The following is a 15,072-nucleotide window of genomic DNA, read 5'->3' on the forward strand; positions in this document are numbered from 1 at the left end:
CGGGCGCCCCTTTTCCCCCCCCCCCCCCACACCCCCCCCCCACCGCCCCCCCCCGCACCCCGGTTTGCCGGGGGGGGCCCCGGAGGGGGGCCCGCGGGGCCGGCCGGCCCCGCCCCCCCCCAGCGCCCGACGTCACCCCACGAATTCCGTACGCACGCTGTACGCGAACTGGATGAGCAGGGTCACCGGCGACCGCTCGGCGATGTCCCGCATCACGATGAGGTCCTGCGGGTCCGGCTGTTCGCTGAGCGTGATCTTGCGGGTCAGATAGCGCTCGGCGCCCTCCTCGCTCGGCTCGTGATACTGCACGTCGACCGTGATGTCGCCGGCGTAGTCGACCTTGTAGTCCACGTATTGCCGAAGGGTCTGCGCCGTGCAGCTGGCCAGCGCGATCAGCAGATACTCCGTGGGTGTCGGACCGTCCCCGGCCATGCCACCGTGCGGCTCATCGGCCACGAACGAGAAGGCGCCGGAGGTCACCTCGGTCCGGCGCCGGTGCACTGCGGGAAGTACGGCGCGGGCACTGCCCAGCACCCGATCCTGGTTTGTCTCCATGACGAACCAGGCTAACGGCCAAGGACTAAACAGTCCACAATAAGAGCGGATCAGCCGCCGCTCCGGGCGGGCTTGTCGACCACGAACGTCTTGACCTGCTCCAGCGCGACATCAAGTGCGACCGCCATCGGCTCGACATCGTGAGCCGCGTTCGCAAGAAGGTATCCGCCCTGCAGGGCGGCCATCAGGAAGGTCGCCAACCGGTCGGGGTCGGCCTCCTCACGCAACGAGCCGGCCTTCTGCATCCGGCGCAGGCCGTCACTGATCAGCAGCTCCCAGGCCGCGAACATCTCCGAAAGTGACTGACGAGACTGCTCGTCCTGGTCGGAGAGCTCGGAGGCCATCGAGCCGAGACCGCACCCGTAGGCGCCCTTCTGAAGATCATTCGCCTTCACCAGCGCGTCGCGCCAGCGCCGCAGGGCACCGAACGTGCGGAACCGCTCCAGCCGCCCCTGCTCGCGCTCGAGAACCAGCTGGCCCCGGAACTTGACCACTTCCCTGATCAGGGTCAGCTTGTCCGGGAAGTGCATGTACAGCTGCGACTTGCTGGTGCCACTGGCCTCCAGCACGTCATCGATGCTCGTCGAGTTGACACCCCGCACGTACATCAGGTTGTTGGCGGCCTCGAGAATCCGCCGGCGAGTCGCCAGCGCACGCGGATCAGGAGCACGCCGCCGCCGCTGGCGCGGCGCGGCCACCGCCTCTTCGCTCATCGTTCCAGCGTACCCACACTGCTGGGAGCATCCGCTGCAATGGACCACGAGGTCCCGGACGAAGGACCCACTGGCCGGCCGTTCCCCATGGATCCGTTTCTCGGTCGCGGGTGCCGGGGCGACCTGTGATGATGCCGGTCGTGAGTAGCCGACTGCGGGCCATCGCCCGCGAGACCGTGACCATCGCCCAGAACGGCGCCTACGGCGATGTGCTGCTCGGCGACCAGGTCACCCGGGCCGTCGCCGGCACGCGGTTGTACCGGCCCGGCGACGCGCTGCCGCCACCACCGCCGGCCCGGACGCCGACCATCAGCGTCACCGGCGAGTCGACTCTGGCCGCGACCCGCCGTCTCGGCGGCGACCTGGCCTGCCTGGTCTTCGCCTCGGCACGCAATCCCGGCGGCGGCTTCCTCAACGGCGCCCAGGCCCAGGAGGAGAGCCTGGCCCGCGGCTCCGCCCTCTATCCCTGCCTCCGCGCGGCCGGCGACTTCTACGCCCACCACCGCGCCCACGCCGAGCTCACCTACAGCGACCGCGTGATCTATTCGCCCGCCGTGCCGGTGTTCCGCGACGACAAGGGCACCCTGCTCGATACGCCCTATCCGGTGTCGTTCCTGACCGCCGCCGCCCCCAACCGGGCCGCCCTCGCGCACGGCCAACCCGAGCACCTGCCCGAGGTGCCGGCGATCCTCGCCCGCCGGGCCGGCCGGGTCCTCGCGGTCGCCGCCGCGCACGGGCACCGCCGTCTCGTGCTCGGCGCCTGGGGCTGCGGCGTGTTCGGCAACGATCCGGCGGCCGTGGCGACCGCCTTCGCCGGCGCCCTGCGCAAGAGTCCCTGGTTCGACGAGGTCGTGTTCGCCGTCCTCGACCGTCAGTCCGGCACGCCGGTCCGAGCGGCGTTCGCCGAAGTTCTAGTCCCAGTCGGCCCAGGCGATCCAGCGCTCCGCGCGTAGCACCAGCATCACCGCGTCGGGATAGTCGTCGAAGCCCGCCGCGTAGTCGGTCCGCCCGTATTTGAGGTCCAGCGCCAGCAGGTCCGGCGCCGGCAGGGTCCGGCGGATGCTCACCGGCCCGGAAACGCTGACGTAGCTGCGTACGGTCTCCTCGGTGAGATCGACGCAAAGCGTCGCCTGCCCGCTCCGCGCGGCATTCCGCGATTTCACCGCGCCGGCCTCGGCGACCACCCGGATCTCGCCTTCGGCGAACAGGAAATGCACCGGTACGGAGTGGATCCACCCCGCCGCATGCACCGTGGAGAACACCCCGGTCAACGGCCGCGCCAGCAACGCGACGCTCTCGTCGCGGGTGAGCCGCCGCCGGTTGAAGTCCCAGTCTTCCATTCGGCTGAGTATGGTCGAGCGATGTACGAATTGAGGCCGGTCGAGTCCACCGACGCGCAGGCCGTGCTGGCTTTCGAGCAGGCCAACCGCGCCTACTTCGCCGCCTTCATCAGCGACCGGGGCGATGCCTTCTTCGCCCACTTCGCCGACAGCTGGTCGACGGTCCTGGCTCTCCAGAAGGCCGGCACGTGCCTCTTCCACGTGCTGACCACCGAGGACGCCGAGGTGGTGGGCCGTTTCAACCTGCTGGAGATCGAGGACCGGACCGCCGAGGTCGGCTATCGCCTGGCCGAGCACGTCGCCGGCCGGGGCGTGGCGACCGCCGCCGTCCGCGAGTTGTGCACCCGGGCCGCGACCCAATACGGCCTGCGGACGCTGAACGCAGCCGCCGCCGACACCAATCCGGCCTCCCAGCGGGTGCTGGCCAAGGCCGGTTTCACCGTGACCGGCCCGGCCCGGCCGGCCGAGGTGGGCGGCAAGCCGGGCAAGTGGTACCGCCGCTCCCTCGCCTGAATCAGCCACGCGCTTCCCGCAGCCGCCGCTCCGGATCGGGCCCCGCCGCGGCGAGCGTCCGCGTGTACGGATGCCGAGGCCGGAGAATCACGTCGTCGGGCGCCCCGCGCTCCACCACACGACCACGGAGCAGGACCAGGATGCCGGGCGAGGGTGCCGGTGACCGGGCGATCGCCACCCGCTGCCGCTGGCCGCCCGACAGCTCGTGCGGCCGCCGCCCCGCGAATGACGGGGCGGGCGTCAGCCGTACCCGTTCGAGGAGCGAGAGGACCCTCTCGCCGACAGCCCGCGATGGTGCAGCCGCACCGGCCGGGCCAGATGGTGGCCCACGGTGTGGTCCGGATTGAGCGACGCGAACGGATCCTGGAAAACCATCTGCACCGCCCGCCGGTAGTCCGAGGCCCCGGACAGCGCGATCGTCCCGGCCGTGGGCCGTTCGAGCCGCATCAGCAGCTTCGCCCTTGGCGCGGATGCCGTCGGCCCCCGGGTCCAGCCGGCCGCGTCGAGGATCCGGTTGGCCTTGGCGGCGTCGGGGCCGCCCGGCGCCTTGAGGTCGCCCGGGTTCGCGACCCACTTGTCGTCCCGGCCGGGTAGCAGCATGGTCGGCGAGGCGGGCACCGCGAAGCCGCCGCCGGCCGGCTTGTTCAGCTGGTCACGGTTGATCGCGTAGGAGATGGCCTGCCGCACCGCGACGTCGGTCTGCGGTCCGGTGCAGCTCTGGGCCGAGAACGACTTCACCGTGTACGGCCCGGTGCCGACCGGGTTCGGGTTGGTCGTCCGGGCCGGGTCGGAGATCTTGCTCCAGACGTGCTCGGCGATGTTCGGCTCCTGGGCGAACTCCTGGTCCGGGAAGGTCAGCACCGCGGTGTGGTCGTCCGGGGGGGGGTCACCGAGGTGAGCTGAGGCCCGAGGAGTTGAGCGCCGAGGTCTTGCTGATCAGGCTGAACGTGAAACGTCCCGGGCGGTGAACGGCTGGCCGTCCGACCACTTGATCCCGTCCCGGGTCGTGATCGTCATCTGTCGGCCGTCGGCGCTCCACTTGAACCCGGTGCCCGGCATCGGCTGCGGCGCGGCGCTGGAGGCCAGGTTGTAGTAGTAGAGCGGCTCGTAGGTGACGCCGAGCGTCGGCGAGAACGGGTTCCAGTTCTCGGTGATGGTGCCGGTCGCTGCCGCCCGGCAGCCGATATCCGCGAATTTCCGAAGGTTGAGTTACTGAGGATTGCCGACGGCGGCCACGACCCGGCCGGTCAGTTCGACCGAGCGCACCCGGTCGCCGACCTCGCTCGCGTGGTGCGCGGTGATCAGCTCGTCGGCCTGGGCCGTCTCGGCGAACGCGGCGAGGTAGTCGCGGACCTCGGACGGCGTGCCCACCGCGGTGTAGCGGGTCATGCCGGCCAGCTGGGCGCCGTTGGGCGAGGCCAGGAACTCGTCGATCTCGGCGTCGGTGAAGTTCATCCCGCGGGCGCCGCGGGTCAGCATCGCCCGGGTGCGCGCCCGGTAGGCCACGGACTTCTGCTGGACCGCCGCGTCGTGGTCGTCGGCCGCGAAGACGTTCACGCCGGCGATGACATAAGGCGCCGCGAGCTGGGCCGACGGCTGGAAGGTGTCGCGGTAGACGGCCACGGCCTGGGTCAGCGCGTCGGGGGCGAAGTGGGACGCGAACGCGTACGGAAGCCCGAGTCGCGCCGCGAGCTGCGCGCCGAAGAGTGAGGAACCGAGAATGTAGAGCGGCACGATCTCATCGGCCCGGGGCACCGCCTCGACGCCGGGGATGCGGCTGTGCCCGGACAGGAAGCCCTGCAGTTCGAGAACGTCCTGCGGGAACGTGTCGGCCGCGGTCGGATCGCGGCGCAGGGCCAGCTGGGTGTTCTGGTCGCTGCCCGGTGCCCGGCCGAGCCCGAGGTCGATGCGGTCCGGGAAGAGCGAGGCCAGCGTGCCGAACTGCTCGGCGATCACCATCGGCGAGTGGTTGGGCAGCATGATGCCGCCCGACCCGAGCCGGATCGACTCCGTCTGAGTGGCGATGTAGCCGATGAGCACGCTGGTCGCCGACGACGCGATGGTCGGCATGTTGTGGTGCTCGGCATACCAGACGCGGCGATAGCCGCTGCGCTCCGCCGCCCGGGCCAGCGCGACGCTGGTCGCGAAGCTTTCGCGGGCGGTGCTCCGGGCCGGGATGGGCGCCAGATCGAGCAGGGAGAGCGCAATCGACATGGGCCGAAAGCTACTCTCCGCTCACCACCGGCGGCACGTGAGCTGGATCATGGTTTGCGGCCGACCCCGGCCCAGGCGTTGACGACGTGCAGGGGAAGTTCGGGGGCGTCCGCCTCGGCCCGCCACCGCGTGGTCGGCACGATGCCCGGCTCCAGCAGCTCGAGCCCGTCGAACAGCCGCGTCACCTCGTCGCGGCCGCGCATCCAGAAGTCCGAGCGGCCGGCCCGCTGCATCTCCTCGTGCCCGGCCACGATCTCGGGCGGCAGGAAGTCGTTGGTCACGTGGGTCACGAACAGGAAGCTCCCCGGCGGCAGGGCGCCCATCAGCCGGTCGACCAGTGGCTTGGCCGCCCCGTCGCCGGGCACGAAGTGCAGCACCCCGACCAGCAGCAGAGCGACCGGCCGGCTCAGGTCGAACGTGTCGACGACCTCGGGGGCGGCCAGGATGCGGTCCGGCTCCCGCACGTCGGCCTCGATGTACGCGGTGCGGCCGGCCGGCGCGCTGGTGAGCAGCGCGCGGGCGTGGGTAAGCACGAGCGGGTCGTTGTCGACGTAGACGACGCGGCTCTCCGGCGCGATCCCCTGAGCCACCTCGTGCGTGTTGTCGGCCGTCGGCAGGCCGGTGCCGACGTCGAGGAACTGCCGGACGCCCTCCTCGGCGGTCAGATGGCGCACGACCCGCCGCAGCACCTCACGGTTGGCCCGCACACCGGCCCGCATGCCGGGGACCAGCCGCTCGATCTCGTCGGCCGAGCGGCGGTCCGCGTCGAAGTTGTCCTTACCGTCCAGCCAGTAGTTGTAGCGCCGGGCCGGATGGGGAACGGTCGGGTTGAACGCGCCGGCCCCGGGCAGCTTTTCGAGGTAGGCCTGGTCCTCCGGGGACAGTGTCATAAGGCGTCATGATTGCACGGCCGGTTTGAGCACCTCCTCGCACCACGCCCGGAAGGTCGTCGGGCCGGCCGTCTCGGCCGTGCGCGCGACCCCGGCGTCCAGTCCCTCGTCCTTGGCTCGCGCCATGTCGGCCATGGCCTGGGCGGTCGACTCGGAGGCCCCGGCGGCCAGGAACTGGGCCTTGAAGGCGTCGAGCGGCGTCCGCACGTACTCGATCGGCCGGCCCAGCACCTCGGACATGATCCGCACCTCGTCCAGCATGGACAGATCCTCCGGCCCGAGCACGCTTCTCTGATCGACCCCGCTCCAGGTGTCGTCGAGCAGCAGCCCGGCCGCGACCGCGGCGATGTCGCGGGTCGCGCAGGTCGGCATCTTGCGGCCGGGCTCGCTGGGCCCGTAGTAGCGGCCCTGGTCGCGGATCACCGCGACCTGGCGCAGCACGTTGTCCATGAAGGACGGCAGGGCCAGCGCGCGGTAGGCGACCCCGCTGGCGGCGATCAGGTCGTCCATCTCCAGCGAGGCGGTGACCAGGCCGGCGTCGGCGGCCGGGGCGGTGCCGCGGCCGAGCGCGGAGACCCCGACGACCCTCAGGGTTTCGGCTTCGGCGAAGGCTCGGGCGGCGGGGCGGGTGAAGTCGAGGAAGGCCCGGCGGACGTCGGGCGCCTGCCGGTCCGGCGGCACCAGCCAGAAGACGGCGTCGGCGCCGTCGAACGCCTTGGCGACGACGTCCGGGTCGGCGTGCGACCCGACGACGATCTCGGCCCGCTCACGGACCGGTCCGGCGAGGCGGTCCGGGTCACGCACGACGACGCGTACGGGGGTGTCGCGCGCGAGCAGGTTCGCGACGACCTGACGGCCGATGTTGCCGGTCGGGGCAGTTACAACGATCATGCTTCGAGTCAACTCCCGCTCCGACCAGGTCTGAAGGACCGATCCGATCCCGATTGATACCGTGGGGGTATGAACGACCTCGAGGTCCGCCAGCTGCGCTACTTCGTCGCGGTGGCCGAGGAACTGCACTTCGGCCGCGCCGCCACCCGGCTCGGCATGGCGCAACCCCCGCTTTCCCGGGCGATCCGGGAGATCGAGCGCTTCCTGGGCGTACGCCTCCTGGAACGCACCACCCGCAACGTCGCCCTCACGCCGGCCGGGGAGACCCTGCTGCGCGACGCCCGGCACGCGCTCGACGCGGTGAGCGCGGCCGGCCGCCGGGCCCGCAACGCCGGCCTCCCCGCCCCGGCGCTGCGGCTGGCCCTCAAGGCCGACTTCGACGCCGGCCTCCTCCCCCAGATCGTGGCCGCCTACCGCCAGGAGGAGGGTGCGCTGGCGGTGGAGCCGCTGCTGGGCGGCCGCGGCGAACAGGTCCCGGCCCTGCACGACGGCCGGGCCGACGTGGCCCTGCTGCCGACCCCGTTCGACGAGCGCGGCCTCGACCACGAGCCCCTGCTGACCGAACCCAACCTGGTCGCCCTGGCCGCCACCGACCCGCTGGCCGGGCTCCCCTCCCTGTCGCTGGCCGACTTCGCGGGCCGCCGGCTCCCCGACGGTGCCGAGGCGCCACTGGGCCCGCAGCGCCCGCACCGGGGCCCCTCCCGCCTCGACATGACCCAGATCTTCAACCTGATCGAGCTCGGCACGCTCGTCTTCTTCGTCCCCACCTCGGTGGCCCGCCGCTACACCCGGCCCGACATCGTCTACCGCGAAGTGACCGACCTTCCCCCGGCCGGCCTGGCCGTGGCGTGGCCGCAGGACTCCCGCTCCCCCGCGGTGGCGGCGTTCGTCCGCGCCGCGCTGGCGGTCGCAGCCGCCTGACGAGACGGCTGATCCGGGCCCTCACGGAGGCCCCGCCGAAGACCAGGGTCGTCGATCTCCCGACGGCCCGCCGGACCTGATCTACGCCAGCCGGCGGAACCGGTGTGCGTTGCGCGCGCACCAGTCGGCGAAGGTGCGCGGGCCGCGGCCGAGGAGGCGGCGGACCGTGTCGGTCCGGAAGCCGGCGGTGTCGGCGCGCATGAGCGCGAAGCCCTCGACCAGCGCGTCGGCGAGGGCCGGTGGCGCACCGGCCGGAAAGCGCGACCGTACGGCCTCCTCGGGCGAGCTGACCGGGCGTACCTCGAGCTCGCGGCCGATGGCCGCGGAGAGGATCCGGGCCTGCTCGACGACGGTGAGCGTCTCCTCGCCGGTGAGTACGTATTCCCGGCCCTCGTGGCCGTCCCGGGTGAGAGCGAGGGCCGCCACCGCGGCGATGTCGGCCGGGTCGATCGGGGCGTATCGGCCCGGACTGATCGGGTCGAGGACGAAGCCGCCCTCCTGGATGGTGGGCCGCCAGTCGAGCGTGTTGGTCATGAAGCCGCCCGGCCGCAGGATCGTGGCCGGGATCCCCGAGGCTCGCACCAGTTCCTCCCGGTCGTGGTGCCATCGGCCCATGGCGGGCATCGGGTCGCCGAGCACGTTGAACGAGGACACGTGCACGATGTGCCGCACACCGGCGGCCCGGGCCGCCGCGACGGCGTGGCCGGTCTGAGTGAGTCCGATGCCCGGGGTCAGCAGGAACAGCCGGTCGACGCCGTGGAAGGCGGCCGGCAGCGTCGCCGGCCGGTCGAGGTCGGCGACGACACGTTCGGGGCGACCGGCGGCCCGGGCCGGGTCGCGCACCAGCAGGCGCACCTTGGTGTCGCTTGCTTCCAGTGCGGCGGTGAGTTCGCGGCCGATGTTCCCGGTGGCGCCGGTGATCAGTAGCATGAGCACTCCCAGGGTCGATAACCCGTTAACGACTTCCGCCACGGAACGTTAACCGGTTAGCGATTGAGCGTCAAGGAGGGGTTACGGTGCCCGAATTCCTCGACCTGCACGGCAAGGCCAACAAGGCGGTGCGCGCCGCCGCGGAGGCCGCCATGCAGCGCCACGGCCTGCACCTTGGTCAGGATCACCTGCTGGCCGTGCTCTGGGAGCAGGATGGCCGCACCCCGGGCGAGATCGCGGCCGCGGCGGCCGTCTCGACTCCCGCCGTGGTGAAGATGTCCGGCCGCCTGATCGCCGCCGGGCTGATCACCCGCCGCCGCGACGACCTCGACAACCGCCTGGTCCGGCTCTGGCTGACCGACGCCGGCCGGGCCCTTCAGACGCCGGTCGAGTCCGAGCGGCGCCACCTGGAGGACAGGGTCACCGCGGACCTCACTCCCGCGGAGCGGAAGCTCCTCACGTCCGCGCTGGCCAAGGTCTACCGCTCGGCGACCGCCCTGATGGCCGAGCCGGGCCGGGACGAGCGGCCGGAAACGCCGCGCAGCTCGTCGTAGCCGCCGGGCCGGACGAGTTCGACGGCCAGGTCGCAGAGGAGGTCGTCCAGCTCCTGACGGTCGGCCGACGTGCCCACGAGCAGGATCGCCCAGGTCGCCATGTCGAGCCGGAGCCGCCCGGCCGCATAGGTCATCGCGCCGTCGCAGATCACCCGCAGCGCGACAACCGTCTCCGGCAGGTTCATGTCGAGGCCGCCGATCGCCCGCGAGACCGGGCCCGGCGTGAGCCCCAGAAAGACCGGCCGCTCTTCCTCGATGTCGAGCCGGGCGATCACGGCGCCCGACGGCCAGGCGATCCAGGCATCGACCAGAGACGTCATGGCAGCCCTCCGAGAATCCGGCCGATATCGAGGTCGGTTGCCACATAGCGCACCACCCCGGCGCCATAGGAATGCGTGGTCACCGCCGGCTCGCCGTCGGCGGTGCGAAGCAGGGCCGACGCACCCCGCAGAGACAAGGAATCAAACCAGAGGACACCGGCGCCGTCGCCGGCCAACGGCCGCGTTTCCCCGGGCAGCAGATGTACGCGGCGGGCCACGCCCGCCCCGATGAGGTCGTCGAGGGCCCCGGGCGTGGTCCGCAGGCACTCGTCGACCAGGCCGGACCCGAAGCCGATGACCAGCGTGCCCCCGCCCGACACGAAGTCCCGCAGCGCGGCGTGGGTGGCCTCCGACATCAGATAGAGCGCCGGGACGACCACGAGCGAATAGCTCCCGAGTGGCGCCGAGACGGGCAGCACGTCGACCGGGCCGCAAAGCGCGCGATGCCACCGCAGAGCCAGCGCGGAATAGTCGAGTCGGATCGGCAGATGCGGCGACTGCCACGCCCACAGGCATTCCTCGTCATAGAGCAGCGCCGTCGGCGCGGTGACGACGACCGGCGACCGCGGCCGTAGCGACGTGCCGAGCGGCCCCAGTTCATCGAGCAGGGGCACCATCGCCGGATGCCATTGTTCGGCCCCGCCGCGGCCGGCCCGCCACTGGAAATACATGACGCCGACCGCGCCCCGCGACAGATAGGCCGAAGCGACATCCGCCGACGAACCCGGCGGCAGCGAACGCGTAATGCCACTGGCGGAATCCCGGACCGCGCCCGGCATGTGTTCCATCAGCAGCCATCGGCCGTCGGCGTGGCCGGCCGCGCGGGCCCATCCGCGGGCCATGTCGGCCGTGAAGGCGCGCGACGCCAGATGGTCGTCGATCGATGCGGGATAGTCGTCGACCGCGACCAGGTCGACCGATCGGGCCCAGCGCGCGTGGTCGACCGGAACCCACCCGCCGAGCACGAAGTTCGTCGTCACCAGCCCCGGCAGCACCGATCGCTGGACCAGATAGTGTTCGAGCAGCGCGTCCGAGAAGAACCGCCGGTAGTCCAGTTCGTGGGCCGGGTTCGGAAGGTACTGCGTGGCCCGGGGCGGAAGCACTTCCTCGAACGAGCCGTACCTCTGCGACCAGAAATCGGTTCCCCACGCCTCGTTGAGCGCGGCCAGGTTCCCGTACCGGAAGCGCAGCCAGACCCGGAAGCCGGCGGCGCACCGGTCGCAGAAGCACGTCGTGCCGTATTCGTTGTGGACGTGCCAGAGCTTTATCGCCGGATTCCCGGCGTAGCGGGTGGCGAGCTCGCGGGCGATTCGCACGCTCGCCTGACGGTACGCCGGTGAGCTGACGCAATACGTGTCCCGCGAACCGTGGGTGAGCCGCACCCCGTCCCGGTTGACCGGCATGGCGTCCGGATGTGATCGGGTGAACCAGGGCGGCGGCGACGCCGTCGGGGTGGCCAGGCAGACCCCGATCCCGGCGTCGGCGAGCAGCGCGAGCACCCGGTCGAGCCACCCGAAGTCGAACGAGTCGGGGGCCGGCTGCAAACCCGACCAGCTGAAGACCCCGACCGTGACCAGGTTGACCCCGGCCGACTTCATCAGCGCGACGTCCTCCGGCCAGACCGTTTCGGGCCACTGGTCGGGGTTGTAGTCGCCGCCGAAGAAGATCATCCCTTGATCGCTCCGAGGAGCATTCCCTTGGCGAAATGCCGCTGCACGAAAGGATAGACGAGCAGGATCGGGATCAGCGTCAGCGTGACGACGGCCATCTGGATGGCGAGCGGCGTGATCTGCTGGTTGCCGTAGTACTGCCCGGTGTTGGTGATGCCGGTTCCCGGCATGGCTCCGCCCTGCAGCGTATAGGTATAGATGATCATCTGCAGCGGCCATTTGCCGGTGTCGGGCAGATAGAGCAGCGCATTGAAGAACGTGTTCCAGTAACCGACCGCGTAGAACAGGGCGATCACCGCGGTCACCGCCCGCGAGGTCGGCAGCACGACCGACCACAGGGTGCGCCATTCGCCGGCGCCGTCGATGGCCGCCGCGTCGGTCAGTTCCTGGGCGGTTCCGGCGAAGAAACCGCGCATCACCAGGATGTTGAAGACCGAAACGGCACCGGGCAGGATCATCGACCAGTAATTGTCGAAGCCACCGAGCGCGGTGACGACGAGAAAGGTCGGGATCAGTCCGCCGCTGAAGAACATGGTGACGATCATCAGCATCAGGATCGGCCTGTGGGCGTACGAACCGGGGCGCGAGAGGCCGTAGGCCGCGAGTGTCGTGACCAGCAGTGAGACCGCCGTGCCGATGACCGTGATTGCGAGGCTGACCGCCAGCGAATGGATGATCAGGCTGTTGGTGAAGATCTGCTCGTAGGCGGCCGTGGTCAGGCCGTGCGGCACGAGCACGAGGCCGCCCGCGTCGTTGACCGAGCCCTGGGTCGACAGGCTGGTGATCACGACCATCCACAGTGGCACGATCACCACCGCGACCGTGACGAACAGGATCACGTTCTTGCCGGCCTGACCGGCTCTGGTCGGCGGCTCTTCCCAAGCAGCGGTCATTTTCGGTAAAGCCCGTCCTCGCCCACGAGGTGGGCGACCTTGTTGGCGGCCAGGATCAGGATCAGCGACAGCACGCCCTTGAAGAGCGAGGCCGCGGCGCCCAGGGCGAAGTTCGCGTTGACGACGCCGTAGTAGTAGGCGTAGGTGTCGAGCACCTCGGCGGCGTCCCGGCCGACCGCGTCGCGCTGGATCAGCATCTGCTCGAAGCCGACCGTGAGCGTGTTGCCGAGCCGGAGCACGAGCAGCAGCACGATGATGCCGCGGATGCCGGGCAGCGTGATGTGCCAGAGGCGGCGCCACCGCCCGGCCCCGTCGACCGCCGACGCCTCGTAGAGGTTCTGGTCGATGGCGGCCAGTGCGGCCAGGAAGACGATGATCCCCCAGCCCGCCTCCTTCCAGACCACCTGCGCGGTGACCAGGAACTTGAAGGTGTTCGGGTCGGTCATGATGTCCCAGGTGCCGAGGCCGTGCCGGCGCAGGAACGTGTTGAGCGCCCCGGCTCCGCCGAGCATCTCCTGGAAGACGGTCACCGCGAGCACCCACGAGAAGAAGTGCGGCAGGTAGACCACCGACTGGACGAACGTCCGGATCCGGGCGCTGATGATCGAGTTGAGCAGCAGGGCCAGGGCGATCGGCACCGGGAAGAACAGCACCAGCTGCACGAGGCTGAGCACCAGCGTGTTGCGGAACGACGACCAGAACAGCGGATCGGCGAACAGCGACCGGAACGTCTCCAGGCCGACCCACGGGCTGTGCAGGAACCCGGAGTAGATGCTGTAGGACTGGAAGGCGGTCGCGGTGCCGAACATGGGCGCGTAGTTGAAGACGAGCAGCAGCACGACCGCGGGCACCGTCATCAGCAGCAGCGTGCGGTCGCGGCGGAAGCGGTTCTTCTTGACCTCCACCGCCTCTTTCAGGGGCGCCTCACGAAGAGCGGTCACTGCCCGGTGCCGTACTTCGTCCGGATGTCCTCGTAGAAGGCGCGCAGTTGATCGCCTCCCTGGGCCTTCCAGGTCTTCAGCGCGTCCTGGAACGCGGAGACCGGCTTGCGGCCGTACCGGACGTCCTTCGACACGTCGACCATCGGCTGGTTGAGCTTCGCGAACTGGGCCGGCTCGGAGATGTTCATGCCGTAGAAGACGGGCTTCACGGCGTACTTGACCATCTCGCCCTCCCAGGCCGCGTAGTCCTTGACCACCTGGGTCTGGCCGAGGATGACCGTGGTCGGGGTCAGCGGCGTCACCAGGAACTGGTAGGTCGTCGCGACCTCCTTGCTACCCCGCTCGGTCAGCTGGGGGTTGCCGTCCTTCATCGTGTAGTCGACGCCCTCCTTGCCGAAGTTGACCGTCAGATACTCGGCCGACCCGAACGGCGCGGCGAGGTAGTTGGCGATCGCCAGGCATTCCTTGATCTGGCCGGCGCTCAGCTTGGCGTTGAGGAACGAGTACATGTTGGCGCTCGGCGTCATCTCGATCCGCGGCTGGCCGTCGACCGACATCGGCTTGAGCGCCTGCCGGTTGTACGAGGGATTCGCCGCCTTCCCGGACTGGGCGTCGTCGCCCTTCCACGCGCCGGTGCCGTCGGCGGTGATCAGTTCCTTGCCGCTCCAGAAGCGCTGCTTGCCCTGGTCGCTCTTGCCGGCGAGCGCGTCCGGATGTACGTAACCGGCTTTGGCCTGCTTCTGGAACCAGCTCAGGGCGTCCAGGTACTGCGGCATCTCGTACCGGTGGATGAGCTTGCCGGCGGCGTCGATCGACCACTTGTTGGGCTCACCCGGGAAGTGGAAGACCTGGCCCAGGTAGTCGAAGAAGTCACCGAACGCCCACCGCCCGGCCTTGGGGTCGGTGAGCTGCCTGGCCGCCGCCTCCAGGTCGGCCGGCGTCCTGATCGCGTCGGCGTTGACGCCGAGCTGGTCGAAGACGTCCTTGCGGTAGTAGAACGCACCGCCCGGGTTGGCCCCGCTGAAGTAGGTCGGCAGGCCGTAGAGCTTGCCGTTCCAGATGCAGCACTGCCAGGCGCTGCTCGGGATGGCGGCGAGGTTCGGGTACGCCTTGACGGCGTCGCCCGAGAGGTACGGCCCGAGGTCGGCGAACTTGGTGACCGCTCCCGAGAAGCCGAGGTTGGTCATGTTCCAGCTCGGGATCATCAGCCAGTCGGGCAGCTTGTCCCCCGCGAACAGCGTCGGCAGCACCTTGTCGTAGTTGACGCCGTCGGCCGGTTGCATCGTGACCGTCGCGCCGAGCGCCGCGTTGACCGAGTCGTAGTAGCTGTTGCCGGTCGACGACGGGATCGCTCCCCAGAGGGGAGTTTTCGCGGTGTAGGTGCCACCCTTGCCCGGCGTGCCGGTCACGGTCGTGACCGGGTTCGGGGGGTACGCCAGGAAGGCCGGCGCCGAGAAGAATCCGTTCGGCCCCTGGACACTCGGGATGTCGGGCTGGACGGCGGCCGACGGCGCGTAGGCGGGCAGCAGCTTCTGCAGCTGGCTCTGGTCGGTGGTGCCCGGCCCGCCGCCGTCCTTGGCGTCACCGCACGCGGCACTGGTCGCCACGACCACGCCCAGGCCGGTCAGTTGAAGGAATCGCCGTCTATCCATGACTAAACTCCATTGACGAATGTTAGTTGGGTCGATAAACAAACAAAGTAACGGCGGGCACCTCGGTCCACAAGC

The 15,072-nt window shown here is 70.3% G+C and carries 19 protein-coding genes; 4 read left to right on the top strand and 15 right to left on the bottom strand.

The window, feature by feature from the left end:
- Positions 1–132: 132 nt before the first annotated feature.
- Together AB0M88_RS39535 and AB0M88_RS39540 are read right to left on the bottom strand one after the other, a co-directional pair.
- Positions 133–555: an OsmC family protein gene (locus AB0M88_RS39535; RefSeq protein WP_364110979.1), complete on the bottom strand. Its 423-nt coding sequence runs from the start codon at positions 553–555 to the stop codon at positions 133–135.
- 50 nt (positions 556–605) lie between these two features.
- Complete coding sequence (locus AB0M88_RS39540; protein WP_364110980.1) at positions 606–1,268, bottom strand: TetR family transcriptional regulator C-terminal domain-containing protein; 663 nt, start codon at positions 1,266–1,268, stop codon at positions 606–608.
- A 140-nt stretch (positions 1,269–1,408) separates the two neighbouring features.
- Here AB0M88_RS39540 and AB0M88_RS39545 point away from each other — a divergent pair, with 140 nt between their 5' ends.
- Positions 1,409–2,221, top strand: a complete 813-nt coding sequence (locus tag AB0M88_RS39545; protein WP_364110981.1) for a TIGR02452 family protein — start codon at positions 1,409–1,411, stop codon at positions 2,219–2,221.
- Here the strand turns inward: AB0M88_RS39545 and AB0M88_RS39550 are convergent.
- Entirely contained in the window at positions 2,180–2,608 is a 429-nt protein-coding gene (locus tag AB0M88_RS39550; protein ID WP_364110982.1) for a pyridoxamine 5'-phosphate oxidase family protein, read from the bottom strand. The two genes, AB0M88_RS39545 and AB0M88_RS39550, sit on opposite strands and share 42 nt — an antisense overlap.
- Positions 2,609–2,629: 21 nt before the next feature.
- Between AB0M88_RS39550 and AB0M88_RS39555 the strand changes: the two genes are divergently transcribed.
- Entirely contained in the window at positions 2,630–3,121 is a 492-nt protein-coding gene (locus AB0M88_RS39555) for a GNAT family protein (RefSeq protein WP_364110983.1), read from the top strand.
- A 1-nt stretch (position 3,122) separates the two neighbouring features.
- Here the strand turns inward: AB0M88_RS39555 and AB0M88_RS39560 are convergent, their stop codons facing one another.
- The 6 genes from AB0M88_RS39560 to AB0M88_RS39585 form a co-directional block, all read right to left on the bottom strand.
- On the bottom strand, positions 3,123–3,365 hold the full coding sequence (locus AB0M88_RS39560; RefSeq protein ID WP_364111015.1) for a hypothetical protein: 243 nt from the start codon (positions 3,363–3,365) through the stop codon (positions 3,123–3,125).
- Complete coding sequence (locus AB0M88_RS39565) at positions 3,362–3,982, bottom strand: ABC transporter substrate-binding protein (protein ID WP_364110984.1); 621 nt, start codon at positions 3,980–3,982, stop codon at positions 3,362–3,364. The genes AB0M88_RS39560 and AB0M88_RS39565 overlap by 4 nt, the downstream gene beginning before the upstream one ends.
- Positions 3,983–4,057: 75 nt before the next feature.
- Complete coding sequence (locus tag AB0M88_RS39570) at positions 4,058–4,180, bottom strand: ABC transporter substrate-binding protein (RefSeq protein WP_364110985.1); 123 nt, start codon at positions 4,178–4,180, stop codon at positions 4,058–4,060.
- A gap of 150 nt (positions 4,181–4,330) precedes the next feature.
- Positions 4,331–5,335 carry an LLM class flavin-dependent oxidoreductase gene (locus AB0M88_RS39575; RefSeq protein WP_364110986.1) on the bottom strand — a complete coding sequence of 335 codons (1,005 nt, stop codon included), beginning with the start codon at positions 5,333–5,335 and terminating at the stop codon, positions 4,331–4,333.
- A gap of 47 nt (positions 5,336–5,382) precedes the next feature.
- The gene (locus AB0M88_RS39580; RefSeq protein WP_364110987.1) at positions 5,383–6,225 is read right to left on the bottom strand and encodes an SAM-dependent methyltransferase; all 843 of its coding nucleotides are present in this window, start codon (positions 6,223–6,225) and stop codon (positions 5,383–5,385) included.
- 6 nt (positions 6,226–6,231) lie between these two features.
- Positions 6,232–7,116 carry an NAD(P)H-binding protein gene (locus AB0M88_RS39585; RefSeq protein WP_364110988.1) on the bottom strand — a complete coding sequence of 295 codons (885 nt, stop codon included), beginning with the start codon at positions 7,114–7,116 and terminating at the stop codon, positions 6,232–6,234.
- Between the two features lie 69 nt (positions 7,117–7,185).
- Between AB0M88_RS39585 and AB0M88_RS39590 the strand changes: the two genes are divergently transcribed.
- Positions 7,186–8,037 carry a LysR family transcriptional regulator gene (locus AB0M88_RS39590; protein ID WP_364110989.1) on the top strand — a complete coding sequence of 284 codons (852 nt, stop codon included), beginning with the start codon at positions 7,186–7,188 and terminating at the stop codon, positions 8,035–8,037.
- Positions 8,038–8,118: 81 nt separating this feature from the next.
- Here the strand turns inward: AB0M88_RS39590 and AB0M88_RS39595 are convergent, their stop codons facing one another.
- On the bottom strand, positions 8,119–8,967 hold the full coding sequence (locus AB0M88_RS39595) for an NAD(P)H-binding protein (RefSeq protein ID WP_364110990.1): 849 nt from the start codon (positions 8,965–8,967) through the stop codon (positions 8,119–8,121).
- Between the two features lie 86 nt (positions 8,968–9,053).
- Here AB0M88_RS39595 and AB0M88_RS39600 point away from each other — a divergent pair, with 86 nt between their 5' ends.
- Positions 9,054–9,521 (top strand): MarR family transcriptional regulator, encoded by a 468-nt coding sequence (locus tag AB0M88_RS39600; protein WP_364110991.1) that lies wholly within the window; start codon positions 9,054–9,056, stop codon positions 9,519–9,521.
- Here AB0M88_RS39600 and AB0M88_RS39605 read toward each other — a convergent pair.
- The 5 genes from AB0M88_RS39605 to AB0M88_RS39625 are packed head-to-tail and all read right to left on the bottom strand — an operon-like array spanning position 9,446 to position 14,997.
- Entirely contained in the window at positions 9,446–9,841 is a 396-nt protein-coding gene (locus AB0M88_RS39605; RefSeq protein WP_364110992.1) for a hypothetical protein, read from the bottom strand. The two genes, AB0M88_RS39600 and AB0M88_RS39605, sit on opposite strands and share 76 nt — an antisense overlap.
- Positions 9,838–11,511, bottom strand: a complete 1,674-nt coding sequence (locus AB0M88_RS39610; protein WP_364110993.1) for a beta-galactosidase — start codon at positions 11,509–11,511, stop codon at positions 9,838–9,840. Before AB0M88_RS39610 ends, AB0M88_RS39605 begins: the two co-directional genes overlap by 4 nt.
- Positions 11,508–12,404 carry a carbohydrate ABC transporter permease gene (locus AB0M88_RS39615; RefSeq protein ID WP_364110994.1) on the bottom strand — a complete coding sequence of 299 codons (897 nt, stop codon included), beginning with the start codon at positions 12,402–12,404 and terminating at the stop codon, positions 11,508–11,510. Before AB0M88_RS39615 ends, AB0M88_RS39610 begins: the two co-directional genes overlap by 4 nt.
- A complete protein-coding gene (locus AB0M88_RS39620; protein ID WP_364110995.1) occupies positions 12,401–13,345 on the bottom strand; it encodes an ABC transporter permease subunit in 945 nt (314 codons plus the stop codon). The genes AB0M88_RS39615 and AB0M88_RS39620 overlap by 4 nt, the downstream gene beginning before the upstream one ends.
- The gene (locus AB0M88_RS39625) at positions 13,342–14,997 is read right to left on the bottom strand and encodes a hypothetical protein (protein WP_364110996.1); all 1,656 of its coding nucleotides are present in this window, start codon (positions 14,995–14,997) and stop codon (positions 13,342–13,344) included. Before AB0M88_RS39625 ends, AB0M88_RS39620 begins: the two co-directional genes overlap by 4 nt.
- Positions 14,998–15,072: the final 75 nt, after the last annotated feature.

The organism is Actinoplanes sp. NPDC051411 (assembly GCF_040682075.1).
In the GTDB taxonomy this organism is placed as follows: Bacteria; Actinomycetota; Actinomycetes; order Mycobacteriales; family Micromonosporaceae; genus Actinoplanes.